14 protein-coding genes are annotated in these 16,269 nt (G+C 59.1%); 6 read left to right on the forward strand and 8 right to left on the reverse strand.

Annotation, left to right across the window (positions count from 1 at the left end; all coding sequences use genetic code 11):
• Window positions 1-80 precede the first annotated feature (80 nt).
• Window positions 81-1,259 (forward strand): helix-turn-helix transcriptional regulator, encoded by a 1,179-nt coding sequence (locus E1B25_RS00195; RefSeq protein ID WP_132826665.1) that lies wholly within the window; start codon window positions 81-83, stop codon window positions 1,257-1,259.
• 206 nt (window positions 1,260-1,465) lie between these two features.
• Here E1B25_RS00195 and E1B25_RS00200 read toward each other — a convergent pair whose 3' ends face one another.
• Window positions 1,466-2,521: a Crp/Fnr family transcriptional regulator gene (locus tag E1B25_RS00200; RefSeq protein ID WP_132826666.1), complete on the reverse strand. Its 1,056-nt coding sequence runs from the start codon at window positions 2,519-2,521 to the stop codon at window positions 1,466-1,468.
• Between the two features lie 804 nt (window positions 2,522-3,325).
• Between E1B25_RS00200 and E1B25_RS00205 the strand changes: the two genes are divergently transcribed.
• The 3 genes from E1B25_RS00205 to E1B25_RS00215 all read left to right on the forward strand — a co-directional run bounded on the left by E1B25_RS00205 (window position 3,326) and on the right by E1B25_RS00215 (window position 6,971).
• Complete coding sequence (locus tag E1B25_RS00205; protein WP_132826667.1) at window positions 3,326-3,964, forward strand: Crp/Fnr family transcriptional regulator; 639 nt, start codon at window positions 3,326-3,328, stop codon at window positions 3,962-3,964.
• A gap of 571 nt (window positions 3,965-4,535) precedes the next feature.
• Window positions 4,536-5,729, forward strand: a complete 1,194-nt coding sequence (locus E1B25_RS00210; protein WP_132826668.1) for an MFS transporter — start codon at window positions 4,536-4,538, stop codon at window positions 5,727-5,729.
• Between the two features lie 342 nt (window positions 5,730-6,071).
• Entirely contained in the window at window positions 6,072-6,971 is a 900-nt protein-coding gene (locus tag E1B25_RS00215) for a LysR family transcriptional regulator (RefSeq protein WP_132826669.1), read from the forward strand.
• On the opposite strand, the gene E1B25_RS00220 is transcribed toward E1B25_RS00215, so the two are convergent.
• The 7 genes from E1B25_RS00220 to E1B25_RS00250 all read right to left on the reverse strand — a co-directional run bounded on the left by E1B25_RS00220 (window position 6,960) and on the right by E1B25_RS00250 (window position 14,030).
• On the reverse strand, window positions 6,960-8,438 hold the full coding sequence (locus E1B25_RS00220; protein WP_132826670.1) for a tripartite tricarboxylate transporter permease: 1,479 nt from the start codon (window positions 8,436-8,438) through the stop codon (window positions 6,960-6,962). The genes E1B25_RS00215 and E1B25_RS00220 overlap by 12 nt on opposite strands.
• Window positions 8,439-8,560: 122 nt before the next feature.
• The gene (locus E1B25_RS00225; RefSeq protein ID WP_132826671.1) at window positions 8,561-9,025 is read right to left on the reverse strand and encodes a hypothetical protein; all 465 of its coding nucleotides are present in this window, start codon (window positions 9,023-9,025) and stop codon (window positions 8,561-8,563) included.
• A complete protein-coding gene (locus tag E1B25_RS00230; RefSeq protein ID WP_165937519.1) occupies window positions 9,026-10,015 on the reverse strand; it encodes a tripartite tricarboxylate transporter substrate binding protein in 990 nt (329 codons plus the stop codon).
• Between the two features lie 306 nt (window positions 10,016-10,321).
• Window positions 10,322-11,824 (reverse strand): tripartite tricarboxylate transporter permease, encoded by a 1,503-nt coding sequence (locus E1B25_RS00235; protein WP_132826673.1) that lies wholly within the window; start codon window positions 11,822-11,824, stop codon window positions 10,322-10,324.
• 7 nt (window positions 11,825-11,831) lie between these two features.
• Window positions 11,832-12,263 (reverse strand): tripartite tricarboxylate transporter TctB family protein, encoded by a 432-nt coding sequence (locus E1B25_RS00240; RefSeq protein ID WP_132826674.1) that lies wholly within the window; start codon window positions 12,261-12,263, stop codon window positions 11,832-11,834.
• Complete coding sequence (locus E1B25_RS00245; RefSeq protein WP_132826675.1) at window positions 12,260-13,222, reverse strand: Bug family tripartite tricarboxylate transporter substrate binding protein; 963 nt, start codon at window positions 13,220-13,222, stop codon at window positions 12,260-12,262. Before E1B25_RS00245 ends, E1B25_RS00240 begins: the two co-directional genes overlap by 4 nt.
• A gap of 94 nt (window positions 13,223-13,316) precedes the next feature.
• Window positions 13,317-14,030, reverse strand: a complete 714-nt coding sequence (locus tag E1B25_RS00250) for a GntR family transcriptional regulator (protein ID WP_132826676.1) — start codon at window positions 14,028-14,030, stop codon at window positions 13,317-13,319.
• A gap of 98 nt (window positions 14,031-14,128) precedes the next feature.
• Here E1B25_RS00250 and E1B25_RS00255 point away from each other — a divergent pair, with 98 nt between their 5' ends.
• Window positions 14,129-15,091 (forward strand): hydroxymethylglutaryl-CoA lyase, encoded by a 963-nt coding sequence (locus tag E1B25_RS00255; RefSeq protein ID WP_132826677.1) that lies wholly within the window; start codon window positions 14,129-14,131, stop codon window positions 15,089-15,091.
• Window positions 15,091-16,260, forward strand: coding sequence for a CaiB/BaiF CoA transferase family protein (locus tag E1B25_RS00260; protein ID WP_132826678.1), 1,170 nt, complete (start codon window positions 15,091-15,093; stop codon window positions 16,258-16,260). The genes E1B25_RS00255 and E1B25_RS00260 overlap by 1 nt, the downstream gene beginning before the upstream one ends.
• Window positions 16,261-16,269: the final 9 nt, after the last annotated feature.

The following is a 16,269-nucleotide window of genomic DNA, read 5'->3' on the forward strand; positions in this document are numbered from 1 at the left end:
AGATGCCAGGACGAGCAAGAGGCGAAGCGTTAAAAACATGCGGCCCATCCGTTATCGGCACTTCGAATTGATAGCCGTCAATGAAATTTACTACACGAATCTGTTTTCTACAGGGAGCGCGCGGTTTTTTGAGATTGCGGGTAGTGCCTTTGAAATCGTCGATTCCAAGGGCTAAGGGGGTCTTTGCTATGAAGAATTTTCGTGAGCGTGGAGAAATCCACTTTCGCCGATCAGAGTTTTCAAAACAATTCTGCGTCGGCGCCAATATTCCAATGGTTTTAATGGCCTTTTTCGATGGTCAAACAGGTGCACTCATCGAAAACTGGATCGGCCAACGCAATGGTGCGTCCAAGGACTGCGTCCAGAGCATGAAGAAAACGACGCAAGCGCAACTGGCCGTCTGGGCGGCGATGAAGGCGAAAAGGCAGCCGGGCACAGAGCGCGATCCCGCACCAGAGGGCAGCGATTCCGCGCCGATCCTGCTCGAGACGAAAGAGCATATCATCGGGATCGGTGCCCCGGCGAACGGCATCTATCCGGTGTTGGCCCTGCCGCGCGGCTCCGATCAGGATCTGCGCGCACGAAACGCGCTGATGCGGATTGGCTTGGCCTATGTGTCCCAGCAGGTCAACGAGGAGATGTTCGAGCGCAGCGCCTGGATGGAGGGCGTGGTCGATGCCGCGATGCAGGTGCTTTCGATCCAATTCCTTGTCGTGACCGCGGATGGCGAGATCCAGTTTGACAGCCGGCAGAACCAACCGCGCGACGGGAAATGCGGATGGCTGGTGTGCAACGGTCACTTGGCGCTGAATTCCGACCACGCGAATGCGGAATTACACGAGGCGATTCGGGCCGCCACCTCGCCCGAGCGACGCACCTCGATCGTGTCGGTGTTCACGGCACCGGGCGTTGCGCGTCTGCTGGTGGTTACACCGCTGGCTTCGCAGGATGTGACCATGGCGATGGTGCTTTTCGAGAACGAACAGACCGATCATTTCAAACTGCGCGAGCATTTCTTCAACGCCTACGGGCTAACCCGTTCAGAGAGCCAGATCGCGCATGAGATCTTGGGCGGTCGCTCCATTGCCGAAGCCGCCAAGACGCGGAACCTGTCCCCGGCGACCGTGCGGAGTTACATGAAGCAGGTCTTTTCCAAGACCGGCACGCACAGGCAGGGCGAACTCATCTCGCTGTACTTCAGCTCGATCCTGCCGCTGACCGCTGGGCCAAACGCCCCCGGGGGCGTACATCTCCAATAAAGTGGCCCCCCGCCTCGGGGGGCCGACCGGCGTGCGGGTGGCAGGCTGCCGAGCTTGGGTGTGTCCATGTGGAGCAAAGACTTTCCCCGGCAGTCCAAGCCGTGGGGAAGCAAGGACCACCGGGGGGCGCAAGCCACGGTCTGACAAGACAGGACACGTCATGGTGCCATCCCGCGGCTTTCACTTCGAAAACAGCCTGGGTTCGCTCACCTCATAGGGTGGGGCGTGACGAAACTCGCCGGTTTGGCACTTTCAGGTCCGACCTCTGCGACGGTTTTGACCACCCCGGCATCTTTGCCCCCCCCGGCACCGTTACGCAAAAGGGACATGTGGCCCCCAGGTGCTATCGAGGGGGGCAAGGACGGCGACGTTTTCGGTTCCACTTTCATGCCGACCATCCCGGCCAGCGCGACCAAATCATGGATGCGATACCGGTTTTGCGGCAGTGATTCCACCAACCCGATCTGCGATAGCTTGGTCATGGAGCGGCTGATCGTTTCCACCGACGTGTTTGACATGTCCGCCCAGTCCCGGCGGGACAGGTCAATGGTTATGATCAGGCTTCCATCGGGCATCGGGCTGGTCGGCATGAACTTGGCCATGATCACCAAGAATGCAATGAGCCGCTCCTTGCTGGACAAGGCGCTACGCAGCCACAGAAAATCAAGCTGCTTGTCCCGGAGCTCCAGGATGCCGCGCAGGACCTGCCGCCGGAATCGAGGGCTCTTGGCCATCATCTTCGCCAGGCCAGCCTCGTTGAAATGGCAGATTTCAGCCGTGCTCGCCACTTCAAGCGAATAAGAGGCGCTGTGCCCCGGAAAGCAGCCGACAAGATCGCCGGGACGGATCAACCAAAGGATCATGCGCCGCCCATCGCTGTTGACGTGCTCTCCCCGCAGGTAACCGCGTTTCAGAACCCCCAGAAAACCGGGCTTCTCCCCTTCTTCGAAAATACTGGTGTCGCGCGGGTAAGTAACAGTTTTCTCTTTCAGGGCCAGCAGGGACTCCGCTTTATCCAGGGTTCGGCAGAAGACCTCGCCGCGCAGCGCACAGGCGGCACACTGTTCCTGTTCCAGCCCCGCTGCCCTGCGCGAAGCGTCGTTGCCCGTGAGAGTGGGTTTGCCATAATATGTAGCCACGACTTCTGTCCCTCCATGTTCTGCTTTCGGCCTGTGGCAGACAAGAATGCGACCCGTGCTTTGCGCTTTGCGCAAGGCAAGGGTCTTTGTCGTGCAATCAGAAGCAATCGCTTGCATGAACATGCGATTGCCTTCAGCAGTGCCGGCAGATTGTTTTCTCCCAAGATACCGACCCAAATTGGGACGGCGAGAAGGTGAAGCATTTGAAATGTCTTATTCTTCGATTGTCTTGTTGTTGATGGTTTCTGTTACGGTTTCTGTGATGATTGATGAATGGTGTTGCAAGGAACTCAACGCCGCGCAGGTCGCCCCCGCTCCGACGCGGACGCTGTCGGGGACCTACGTATCGCCCATGATGTAGGGGGGACCGTGCCTTTCCCCGCCCATGCCGGGCGACACGATAAGGCACGTGATTCGACCGGGCCTCGCCGATGACTTTCGGCGCCCCGTTCAGCCTGACACACAGCGTGGCACAGCCCCCCTCGGAAATACAAAGAGGGTGCGCCTGCACAATTCTGTCACCCGATGCCCGGATTCCGATCACAAACATCCCTAGTGACCCCAAAAAATTAACCTATAATCAACTTATAGCGATTCGGACAAATAAACGCATTGACAGTTATCAATTACCTCCCGCAGCGCACCTAAGGGCGCCTTTTACCATCATTGTCCCTGACGGGGCGCTTAAATCCGGGGCCGGGGCCCGACAATGAACCGGCATATGCTCGAAAATGGCACTTTTGGCGTACTTTGGTCTACGCCGTGCACTTTGCACCGGAGCGGGACATCCTAAAGTGAATAGGGGCAACATTGACTCGATCTCCTGGAACACCCGATGAGAAAGGCGATTGCGGTCTTTCGAAAGTGGAGCCCTTCAGCGGGCTGAGCCAACCGCTTATCGCCGAGCTTGAGAAGATTTGCGCCCCCATGACCTATCCGGCGGAGACAACGCTGATCGAGATGGGCGAGACCTCCGACTATTTCGGGTACGTGAGACGCGGTATCATGCGCATGCAAAGGATTCACCTCGACGGGACAGGACAAATCGTCGGCTTGGTGGCCGAAGGCGACGTGTTCGGGTCTCTCTTCGAGGGGGGCTCGAAGGTTGCCATCGAAGCCGTTACCGAAGTGTCCATCCTGACCTTCAAGCGTGGTCCGTTCGAAGCCCTGATGGCCCGGTCCGCCGAACTGGACCACTTCATGTTGCAAAAGCTCATGGCCGACCTCGACCGAACCCGCGACTGGATGCTTGTCCTTCTGAACCGCAAGGTCAGCGAACGGCTTGCCGGATTTCTCGTGGTTCTGTGCATCCGCTATGCGAATGTCGATCATCTTGTCCGGTGGGACAACGGCAGTCTGGAGATCAAGGTGCCTATCAGCCGGTGCGATCTCGCCAGTCTCTTGGGAACGCGGGTGGAATCCGTCAGCCGGGCGTTCAGCGCCCTTGCCAAGAAAGGGATCATCCACACCAAGACACCCTACCTTATCGAGGTTCAGGATGTCCGGCGGCTTCTGGAAGAAGCCGGAGGAGAACTCACGAACCGCGTGACCGGTTTGAGAACCTGACCCCGAGTCGCCACCCTATCCCGCCGAACGTGGTTGCTCCTGCCGTCTGACTGTATTTTCGGTTTGCCTCGCGAAGACAGGAACGGTGCCCAAGATGATTTGCCGCCTTCGTTTTTCTGGCACCATCCGCCCCCCCCAAGACCTGCACCCGACTGTGCTCATGTTGAGTTCCACACAGAAATGAGCCGGGTTTTCCATCGAGACTTAAGCCGCCGCAAACATATGTTTCTTGGGTCATACTGGGGGTGACCTGCCCCCGAGTTTGTCGGAAACGCGCTTGGTCAGGCTCGCGCCCTGCATCGCGCATGATCTTCTTCAGACGCGTTTGCGTCTCGGGTTTCCGGTTGCACAAGACGGCGGATCATCGGCGTGGCGGGTCCGATGACCTTGCTGAAGGTCGCTCGGTTCCTTGTACTTTTTCGGTCCCGATTGCCAGTCTTGCACCCAATACGGTCGTGGACCCAAGCAAGCACAAGCGGATCTGTCGGTCACGTGCTGCTGCGCCCTTGCGACTATCGGCATGGTGTGCGCAATTGGCCAAGCTGTCCCCCACTAAAGCGCACAAATTGATATGACGATCAAAGCCCGTTCCGGAACCCATTTGGCCATACTTGCGGTTCTGAGTTTGTCGCATCTTCTGAACGACCTGATGCAATCGTTGATCCCGGCCGCCTATCCGATCCTCAAGCAAGCCTATGCGCTGGACTTCGTTCAGATCGGTATGATTACCCTGACGTTCCAGGTCGCCGGGGCGATGCTGCAACCCGTAATCGGTATGGTAACTGACCGGCATCCCGCCCCCTACTCTCCGGTGGTGGGGATGATGTTCACGCTGTCAGGGCTGGTCTGCCTTGCCTTCGCCTCGAGCTATGCGATGATTTTGGTCTCGGTGGCCTTGATCGGCATCGGCTCGTCGATCTTTCACCCGGAAGCAACGCGGATCGCGCGCTATGCCGCCGGAGGCCGACAGGGGCTTGCGCAGGGAATATTCCAAGTCGGCGGGCAAGCTGGCGGGGCGCTGGGGCCGGTTTTTGCCGCGCTGATCATCGTGCCGTGGGGGCAGCCGAGCCTTGCGTGGTTTGCCGTCATCGCACTTGTGGCCATGATGCTCCTGACATGGATCGGCACCAAGCAGCGCCAGATCCGCGACCAATTCGTAGCACTGCAGGCACACCGCAAGAACGGCGTCGAGGCGCCCAGGTATGCGCCGCTGACCATCGCTGTCGGCCTTGTCGTCCTGACCCTGCTGATGTTCACCAAGAATGTTTACAGTGAGAGTTTTCGCTCGTTCTACATATTCTATCTGCTGGACCGGTTCGGGCTTTCTATCCCCTCGGCGCAGATGATGCTCTTTCTGTTCCTGCTGGCGGCGGCTGCAGGGGTTCTTATCGGCGGCATCGTTGGCGACAAGATCGGTCGATACAAGATCATCTGGATTTCGGTGCTGGGGCCGTTGCCACTGACGCTGATCCTGCCATATGCGGATCTGTTCTGGACCGGCGTTCTGACGATCCTGATAAATCTGATCATGGCCAGCGCGTTCGCCTCGATCCTGATCTATGCAATGGATCTGTTGCCCGACCGGATCGGCCTGATCGGAGGCTTGTTCTACGGGCTGAACTTCGGGCTCGCCGGTATCGCCGCTGCGTTTCTGGGCGTGCTGGCGGACAGCTATGGGATCCAGACGATGTACGCGATCTGCTCTTTTCTGCCGCTTGCGGGGTTGCTGGCCTGGTTCCTGCCTCGGGCCACGGACACACGGTAGAATTCCCCTCAGGACTTGGGGTCAGAACAAGACCTGCACCAAAGCCGTCTCGTTGCGGGATCGCGGCAAGTTGCTCTGCCCCCCACCCCGCTTGCGGTTTTGACAGTCACTCCGCGCGGGACCTGCGCCAATTCTAAAGTTGGCTCAAGACAGGCAAATCAGCGTCGCGCCAAGCTGACGTTTGGACGGTTGCCCGCCCGTGGAACCGGACGGCATGCTCTTTCGATGCCCGAATTCATGACACAATGTCCGTTCATGTGTTTACTATATACCTATTCGATGCATTTTTCTTGTACTCTCTCTGCACAAAGACACTGTGCGAATACATCATTCGGGTGATCTGTGCTGGAACTAAGAGAACTCAGAAACTTCGTGGAAGTGGCCGAGCGCCTGAACATCACCATCGCTGCAAGCGTGGTGAACCTCAGCCAACCGGCGCTTTCCCGGCAAATTCAAGCGCTCGAGCGCAAGCTGGGCGTCGCGCTGTTTGAACGCATCGGCAAGCGGCTTGTTCTGACGGCTGACGGGGCGGATCTTGCGACGAGGGCAATAGAGCTTTTGGAGCGCGCCGATGCGTTGAAGCTTCAAGCGACACACAAGGGCGCTGAACAAAGCGGCACGTTAAGGGTTGGGGCGACACCTCAAACAATCGCGTGGCTGCTCTCGCCTGCGATGGCAAGGTTTCAGTCGCTGTATCCGAAGGTGACGCTGATGGTTTGCGAGGGGAACAACGACGCCCTGATTGAAATGGTCGAACATGGGGCGGCTCACTTGGTTGTGGCCAATCTGGGGATCAGCAATATCCTTGTTGGCCAACCGCTTTTCCAAGCCCAGCTTTTTGCACTTTTGCCGCCCATGCACCCCTGCCTCGGCATGTCCTCGATCCCAATCGAGAAAATTGCAGAGGATGCGATGATCGTGATGCGTCGGGGATTCTTGACGCGCCATCTCTATGAACAGGTGGTCGCCGCCCACGGCCTGCGCCCGCGCATTCTGTTGGAAAGTGACAGCACGCAGGCGCTGGCCGCCCTTGCCCGTGACGGGCATGGCGTCGGGATCGTTTCCTCATCCGCGCAAAACCTTTCAGCGCTGCAAAATGCGGTCCCGATTCACTCCGACATCTGCCAGACCACCGCCGAAGTTTCTGCCTTGTGGAACCCCAAACGCTATCGCCCGGCCTATTTCCAAAGCGCACTGGATACCCTTGTGGGTATCTGTGCCGAACACGGGCTATCGGCTTGATCTAAGGAACAACAGCAGCGAGGCAAGCGAAGCGAGGAGAAAGCCCATGGCAATCGGATGCCCCAGAACCGCAAGCGGGGCATGGTTGGTGATGATCAGCGCCTGCCGCAGCGACAGTTCAAACAACGGGCCGATGACGAAGCCGATCAGGAAGGTAACCACCGAATATCCAAACCGCTGCATCACATAGCCAAGCAGGCCAAGGGCGAGCATGGCGAAGACCGAAAACACCGTATCCCGCTCCAGATAGGTGCCGATGACGCAGAACAGCACCACGAACGGGATGATGAAACGGGCCGGAACCTGAGTAACGCGCGCAAACAGGGTGAGGCCCAGCCGACCAACCACCAGCATGACCAGGCTTGCGACGATCATCGAGACGTAGATGCCGTAGATCAGGCGCGGGTGTTGTTCAAAGACCAGCGGGCCGGGTTGCACGCCGTGCAGCATGAAGGCCGAGACCAGAATGGCGGCGGAAACGCTGCCGGGCAGACCGATTGCAAACAGCGGGATCAGGCTTGCAGGGAGAACGGCATTGTCGGCCGCCTCGGTTGCAGCCACGCCTTTCAAGTCACCCTCGCCATAGGTATCGCCGGGTTTCGCCAGACGTTTGTTGATCGCATAGGACAGGAACGCGCCGATTGTCGGGCCAAGCCCCGGGATGATCCCAGCGGCAACGCCAATGCCGGTCGCGCGCAGGGTTACCGGGAAAACGCGCCGGATATCAGCCATGTGGATGGCTTTGTCGGTTTCCTTGGCAAAGCCTTCGGGGTCTGAGTTGGCATCCCGATTGGCAAACAGCGTCTGCACCTGAATGAGCATTTCGGTGAAGGCCAACATGCCCACGGTGGCAGCGATCAGGGGAATGCCGTCAAAAAGCTCGATATAGCCGAAGGTCATGCGCGGCGTCGCGCTTTCGGGATCCAGTCCGATGGTGGCAAGAAGTAGCCCAAGCACGCCCGAGATGATGCCACGAGACAGCGACGCCCCTGAGAGCGCGGCAATGAAGCTGAGCGCGAAGATCATCACGGCGGTCATTTCCACCGGGCCCATTTTCAAGGCGAAACGCGCCAAAGACGCCGCCAGCAGGATCAGGGTGAACGTCGCGACGAGATCTCCGAACACCGAGGCATAGAGCGCGGTTTTCAGCGCCCGCGTGGCTTGTCCCTTGCGAGCAAGCGGGTAGCCATCAAAGGTGGTCGCGGCTGAACTGGGCTCTCCCGGCGTGTTCAGCAGGATTGCCCCGGTTGCCCCCCCTGCCGCGCTGGCCTTGGTCACGCCGACCAGAAAGGCGATCGCGCCAATCGGGCTCATGGCATAGGTAAGCGGCACCGCGACCGACAGCGCGGCCGGTCGGCTGAGCCCCGGCAAGACCCCCACCATATAGCCAAGAAGAATGCCACCGATGACGGATAGGATCGAGGACAAGGCCAGTGCGTCACCAGCACCTTGAAGGAAGACGTCCATTGGGCAATGCCTTTATATTCGAACAGGATCAGCTCAAGCCAGCACGGGCCGAGCGAAGGGAGAGGCGCGTCAAAGCGCGGGTATCGGCACTGAACAGCCAGCGGTCAGGGTGGTGCCGCGGCCTAGAGGCCGGACCATTCGACCAACAAAAGCAGCACTAGCGCGCCGGCGCCCATGCCGGCCAAGGCGGCAGGTTTGCGTTCTCCGATCACCAGCGACGCCAGCAGAACAAGTGCCGTGCCACCAATGACGATATTGGTTTGCTCGATGATGACGATGCCCAGCAGCGTCGCCAACACCAAAAAGACGACACCACGCATGCCTTTGGAGCCCAGATCACCCGGCGCCGTTTTGGGCTTCCGCAGCAGACCGAAGATCAGCGAAAAGACCGAGACCAGCAAGATGAACGAGGTCGTCGCAATCGGCAGCATCCGTGGCGAGAGACCAAAATTATCGCTTTCGGCGGTGCCTGCGGGGATAACGACAAAAAGCGTGAACAGGCAAAGCCCGGCAACGATGACGAATTCGACAAGCGGGCGCATCCAAGGATGCGCCCCATTGTGCCCCGTTGGTGAGGACAGAGCCATTTACTCCATGGCCGCTTTGAACTGTGCGCTTTGGGCGCGGATCTGTTCATCAAATGCAGCGCCGGTCAGGGTGAAGCTCCCCATGTTGCGCTTGGCAAGAACATCCAGAACCGGCTTCGACTGCGCGGCGGCCTCAAAAGCGGCAACCAGTTTGGCTTTGGCATCGTCCGGGATGCCTGCGGGTGCCGCGTAGATCACCATATTGACGCTTGAAATATCATAGCCGAGGCTTTTGAGGGTCGGCGCGCCTTCAAAGCCAGGAATCGGGTTTGTTCCCAATCCGGCCAGCACGTGCAACGCGCCTGCCGCGGCTTGGGCATAGTAAGTGCCCGAGCTATAAGCAAAATCCACGTGTCCACCCAGCACTGCGGCAACAGCTTCAGCGCCCCCTTTGGTGGGAACCGGCTTTAGAACAACACCTTCTTTGGCAGAGATGCTTTTCATCACCACGCGATCAAGCGACGTTGTCGACGCATAGGTGAACCCATCGGGGGCGTCCTTGGCTGCGGCGATGACATCCTTGAAGTCGTTCCAGTCGCGCGAGGGAAGCGCGACCAGCGCTTCGGGGAAAACACCGAAAGCGCCGATGTATTCAAAGTCGTCGATGCCATAGCTGACATTGGCGGAATGCGGATCAAAGGAAATCGTGGTCGAGATGGCAGCAGCCAGGTTGTAGCCATCAGCCGGTTTGGCCTTGAGCGCCGTCAGAGCCAAGCCACCGCCTGCGCCGGGTTGGTTGGTCACCACGACGGCTTGCCCCAGCGACGAGGACAGCGCATCAGCCGCCGCGCGCGTGATCGTATCAACGCCGCCGCCCGGGCCAAAGCCTACTGTGACAGTGATCTCTTTCTCGGGGAATTCTGCAAGCGCAGGACCTGCCAACGCGGCAAATACGATGCTGAAACCGCCCAGTGATTTGCGAAGTGATTTTTTCAAGATTGCATCCTCTCTGTCAGCGTAACGTGCTGTTTTATTTATTGATATTCGCACGATAGGAACAGGGATGCCTTATGATGTCTAATGCATTTTTGCGCCGCCCCTTGATGCGTCCAGAACATGTATTGGGCGAACGGCTTGACTCCATGGCAAGAAGGGCCAGAAACCCCTAGCGAGCCGATCTCTGGGGCGTGGTGGCAATTCTCAGCCAATAACAAGCCCCGGGCACAGTACAATCGGGCTGAGCATGATCAGCATCACGGCGACATGGCGGAGCCACGATCCCGACCGGAATCGAACCGGTCAGGATCTCCACTGGCCGACCAAGAGCTGCGAGCGCAGGCTAACTCAGCAACCGGTTCAGATGGTTTCGCGCTTGGGTCGACGTCGCGCCATGGCCAGCGTCAGCGCCAACATCAGCGCCGTAAAGGCATAGATCACCAACGCGATCCAGCTTTGAAAGAGAATGGCGAAATCTCCACCGGAAATCGACAGGGCCCTGCGCAGGTTGTTCTCCATATCGGCACCAAGCAGAAGCCCAAGGACCACCGGCACAAGCGATATGTCCAGTTTTCTCAGGACATAGCCGAGCACGCCGAAACCGATCATGACCAACAGGTCAAAGGGCGAATGGCTGATCGAGTAAATTCCGATAAAGCTGACCATGATGACGACTGGCATCAGCAGCCATTGAGGCAAGGACAACAGGCGCGTGAAAAGTCCCACCATGGGGACGTTCATCACCAGCAAGACCACGTTGGCGAGATAGAGCGACGCGATCAGGCCCCAGACGATTTCGGGCTGACGCTCGAACAACAAGGGTCCGGGTTGAATGTTCAACGAAATCAGAAGCGCCAGCATGACAGCGGTTGTGCCACTTCCCGGTACACCCAAGGTCAGCATCGGGATCAGCGCCCCGCCGGATGCCGCGTTATTTCCAGCTTCTGGTGCCGCAATACCACGAGGATCCCCCGTGCCAAAAGTCCCATCTTGGTCACTGACCTGCTTCTCGACACTGTAAGAGACGAACGCCCCAAGCGACGCGCCCGCCCCCGGCAGAACCCCACAGATGAAGCCGATGAACGACCCACGAAGGGACGCCGAAAAGCCAGCAAACATTTCCCGAATTTTCGGCAATCCCTTGTTCAATGGGACCGCCTGATCTGCGCCGCCATTCGCCTCCCGCTCGAAATACATGATGACTTCGCTGATCGCAAAAAGGCCGACAATGGACACGATTGGATCGAAACCATCATAAAGATGGTAGGATCCGAATGTGAAGCGCGCCGTTCCCGTCGCAGGATCCAGCCCAACCGAAGCAAGCATCAAGCCGATCATTGCCGCGATCAGCGTCTTGATCGGATTGACGCCAGCCACCCCGCCAATCGTCGCGAAGGCCATGACATAAAGCGCGAAATAGTCGGCCGGGCCAAAATAGATCGCAGCTTTTGCAAGCAGTGGCGCAAAGAACGTCAGGCCGATCGTCGCGACGGTCGCACCGACGAAAGACGCCATCGCAGAAATGCCCAGCGCCTGCGCCGCCTTTCCTTTCTTGGCCATCGGATAGCCATCAAGCGTTGTCATGATGGCGGGCTCATCCCCCGGAATATTCAGCATGATCGAGGAAATACGCCCCCCGTACATGCAGCCGTAGTAGATGCAAGACAGCATGATCAGCGCCGATCCTGGCTCCAGTTTCATGGCAAACGCCACGGGAATCAGAATCGCCACGCCATTCACCGGCCCGAGCCCGGGCAGCGCGCCAATCAGGGTGCCGACAAAACAACCAAAGATCGCGAGGGCGATGTTCGTCGGCGTCAGCGCGACGGCAAACCCGTCCATAAGTGAAGTCAGGATGTCCATTTGTCCCTCAGCCCATGAATGCCGGCGCCAGCGGAAGCGGCAGCCCGAGAACGCTATCGAAAATCAGGTAGAGACACCCGCCGACACAGACACCTGCCACGATGGACTTGCGAATCTCGGCCCCGAAAAGCACCGCCAGCAGGGCAGTGGCGATCGTGGTGGAAAGAGAGAACCCCAGCGGCTCGAGCAGAACGACATAGCCGATCAGAACCGCCAGTGTGGCCAGTTGCTTGCTCCGGACCGTGCCACGGTACCAGTCGGGATCCGGGTCAGGACGAAAGATCATGCCAAGACTGAGGATGGCCGCCAGAACGGCGACCATCTGTGGGAAAACCGCAGGGCCCAATGGATCCCCAAAGCCAACCTCATACCCCCGCGCAACCACGAGAACCGTGATCGAGATGGCGAGGATCAGAAGCCCCACGATACGATCTGTCATTTGATCACGCCGATCTGACGAGAGATCTCGGCCATCAGGTTGGATTGGTCCTGAACGTAGGTCTCGAATTCAGCACCACCGCGCCAGACGGGGATCAAGCCGTTGGCCTCGGCCGCCGCCTTCCACTCATCGGAATCATAGAGTGTTTTCAGCTCATTGACCCAATTATCATAGTCGGCCTCTGACACATCGCCGCCGGTATAGAACCCACGCCAGTTGTAACCGGTCACGTCATAGCCTTGCGATTTGGCTGTCGGGGCATCCGGGAACGCCGGGATGGGCTCATCCGAAAGCGCGGCAAGGATCTTGATGTCGCCGGATTCGACAAATCCCGCGATTTCGCCAAGATCGGTCGAAACCGCCCCGACCTGACCGCCCATCATCTGCGTCACCGCAGGGCTGCCACCGTCGAATTGAACCCAGCGGATCGACTTGTAGTCATCGCCGGACATGCCTGCGGTATCGGCCAGCATCAGCAAGCGGATGTGGTCCCAGCCCCCTGCCCCGGACGACCCCGCGACCGGCACCGACGTTGGGCCTTGCTTCAGCGCGCCCATCAGATCGTCCAGCGACTGATACTCGGAGTCGGCGGGGACAACGATGACGCCCACATCGGACCCGAGCATACCGACCCATCGCATGACATCGACATCGCCGGGATACTTGCCCTGCGCGATCTGGGTCACGCCGACGGTGGATGTGGCGACCAAAAGATCTGCCTCGTCCGCGCGCTTGCCTGCGACATTGGCAAAGGCCACCGCGCCGACACCGCCGGGCATGTTGGTGACCTGCACCGGGCTCTCCTCGATGCCCAGTTCAGTCAGCAACCGGCCCACTGTACGACAGGTGAAATCCCAGCCGCCCCCCGGATCCGCCGGCGCAATGCATTCGGCTGCACTTGCACCCGTGGCGCTTAGCCCTGTGGCAAGAATGGCCACCGCAATAAGTTTTCGTTTCATAGACAAGTCTCCTCCCTAGGTTTTGTCTTTCGTCTTTTCTGGCAGCCGCGTTGCGCCCGCCATTCTCCCCGCAGTCCTCCACCGCGCGAATTCGTCAATCGTCGTTCTGGTTGTCCACGATCCCCCGCGTGCCAAGAAAACGCCGCGCCTGCGCCACCGCATCCAGGATCTGGTCCCTGACAGCCCGCGTATGTAGACGCACCGCCTCTGCGGCGGCATCCTCGTCGCGGGCCGCGATGCAATCCAGAATTTCGCAGTGTTCCTTCCAGGCGGTTTCTCTCAAAGCTGGATCGCTTGCCAACAACCAGCGCAGCCGCAGGGCCCGGGCGACGGCGTTTTGAACCGCGTCCCGGAGGAACGTATTTCCCGACAGCGAGGCGAGTTCGACATGGATATCAAGCCCCTGCGCCAGCCATTCCTCCGGGTCGATATCCGCGCGTCCGCGATCGACCGTGGCGCGCAGCCGGGCCAGTTCCTCCTGCGTGGCCCGGCGGCACGCCAGCCGCACCGCGTCGTCTTCGACCTCCTCCCGGAATTCGAAGAGTTCGCGGATTTCCTGAAGGTCGATCGGCGCCACCTCATAGCTGCCCCGCAGGCCGCGGTTGATCAATCCTTCCTGCACCAGAACGGCCAATGCCTGACGGATCGGCGTGCGCGAAACACCATAGCGATCCTGCAAGAACCGTTCCGAGACAACCTCGCCCGGGGCAAGCGCCATCGACAGGATTTCCTGCCGCAGCGCCCTCAAAGCCTGATCGCCGCGCGGTGCGACAAGGCTCTGATCCGGAGCTGGTTTCTCGTCAATCATGGTCTTTTTTCGTCAATCATCGTTGCCATTGACCCTCTCTGGTGAATCGGTATACCACTTTGGTGGACCAAATCAACAGTTTTGGGGGGAGGAAACGAATGCCGCATCAAAAGGTGCAAGGGTTCCCCGAAAAGGTCCGGATCGTCGAAGTAGGCCCGCGCGACGGCCTGCAAGCATGGCCGGACCCGGTGAGCACGGAAACGAAGATCGAACTCATAAACAGGCTGATCAATGCCGGTGTCCCTCAGCTCGAGGTGACCTCCTTTGTTGCGCCGCGCGCGGTTCCGCAAATGGCGGATGCTGCAGAGGTGATGGCCGCGATTGATCGAGGCAAAGGTGCCGAGCTTACCGCCTTGGTGCCCAATGCAAGGGGAGCAGAACGCGCCATCGCAGCCGGAATCGATGCGATGGTTTTCTTCCTTTCGGCCTCTGAGAGTCACAATCAAGCCAATGTGAACAGCTCACGCGACCTATCCCTGGTCGCCGCAGCCGAGATTGCCCGCCTTGGAGAACAAGCGGGAATTCCGGTTTACGGTGCCATCGCGACGGCCTTTGGGTGCCCTTTCGAAGGCAATGTGCCTGTTGCCGACATCGTGCAGATTGCCAAGGCCTATGGCGACATGGGGATCAACAAGATCAGCCTTGGCGATACCACCGGAATGGCGACCCCCGCTCTGGTTCAGGAACGCTGCCGCGCCCTCGCTCAACAGGTGCCGGACGCGGATGTCGCGCTGCATTTCCACAACACACGCGGGGTTGGGCTGGCCTGTGCCTACGCGGGTCTTCTGGAAGGGATCACACGCTATGAGGCAAGCATTGCCGGGATTGGCGGTTGCCCGTTTGCCCCCGGGGCAACCGGAAACATCTGCACTGAAGACCTCGTCTACATGTTGCAAGAAAGTGGTATTGCGACCGGGATCGATCTTGAAAACCTCATCGAGGTCGCGCGCTGGACAGAAAACCAGCTTGGCCGCGCCCTTCCCGGGCAGGTCATGAAAGCCGGGCCGCGTCTCAGGTTGCGCGACCGTCAGGAAGTCCGCAGCGCAAGCGGGCGCGCCTGATGGGACAGGAGCCGTCTCCTCCGCTGGACGGGGTGCGCGTGATCGACCTGACGCGCATCTTGTCCGGACCTTTCTGCTCCATGCTGCTGGGCGACATGGGGGCGGATGTCATCAAGATCGAAAGCCTGGCCGGCGACCCCGTGCGCCAACAGGGCCACCACAAAAACGGGCTCTCCTGGTATTTTGCAAGTTTCAACAGAAACAAGAAATCCGTTGTCCTCGACCTGTATAGCCGCGACGGAAAGGCCGCGTTGGAAGACCTGCTGCGCGACGCGGATGTGCTGGTTGAAAACTTTCGCCCCGGCGTGATGGACAAGATGGGGTTTTCACAGGCCCATCTGGAGGAAATCAACCCCCGCCTCGTGACGGCCAGCATCAATGGGTATGGCAGCGAGGGGCCATATACGGATCGCCCTGCCTTTGACTTCATTGCCCAGGCCATGAGTGGCTTCATGAGCGTCAATGGAGCCGACGACAGCCAGCCCATTCGCGCCGCTCAGCCTGTTTCAGACCTGATTGCCGGGCTCTACACGGCATTTGGCATCGTCTCAGCCCTGCGCGGTCGTGACCGGGACGGACAGGGGCAACATGTCGAAACGGCAATGGTGAACAGTGCCCTCAGCTTTATGGCCTATCTGGCATCAGAGCACTTTGTGACCGGCAAGAACCCGGCCCGAACCGGGAATGATCATCCGCTTGTGGCCCCCTACGGTCTCTATGCAACAGCCGATGGGCAAATTGCCATTGCCCCTTCGAACGAACAGATATTGCAGAAGCTTCTGAATGAGATCGGCTTGCCGAACCTGCTGCTGGATGCGCGTTTTGACGACAACGCGAAGCGGTTTGCGCAACGGCAGGAACTGCATGATATCCTTGATGCGGCCCTTGCATCAGACACCCTGGACAATTGGATTCAACGGCTGAACAAAGCTGGCGTGCCCGCTGGAAAAGTCCAAACTCTGCAAGACGTGTTTTCCGATCCTCAGATCATCGCTCAGGACATGGCGATCGGTGTTCCCCACGGAAAACATGGCAACGTTCGAATGCTCGGGTTCCCTGTCAAACTGGGCCGAACGCCCTGCAAAGCCCGTTTGCCTGCCCCGGAACTGGGCGAGCATACGGAAGAAATCCTCCGCAGCGTCAAGAGTGCATCCACCACATCAAACTGAGGTGCCCTT

Source organism: Antarcticimicrobium sediminis, from assembly GCF_004348975.1.
Taxonomy (GTDB): domain Bacteria; phylum Pseudomonadota; class Alphaproteobacteria; order Rhodobacterales; family Rhodobacteraceae; genus Antarcticimicrobium; species Antarcticimicrobium sediminis.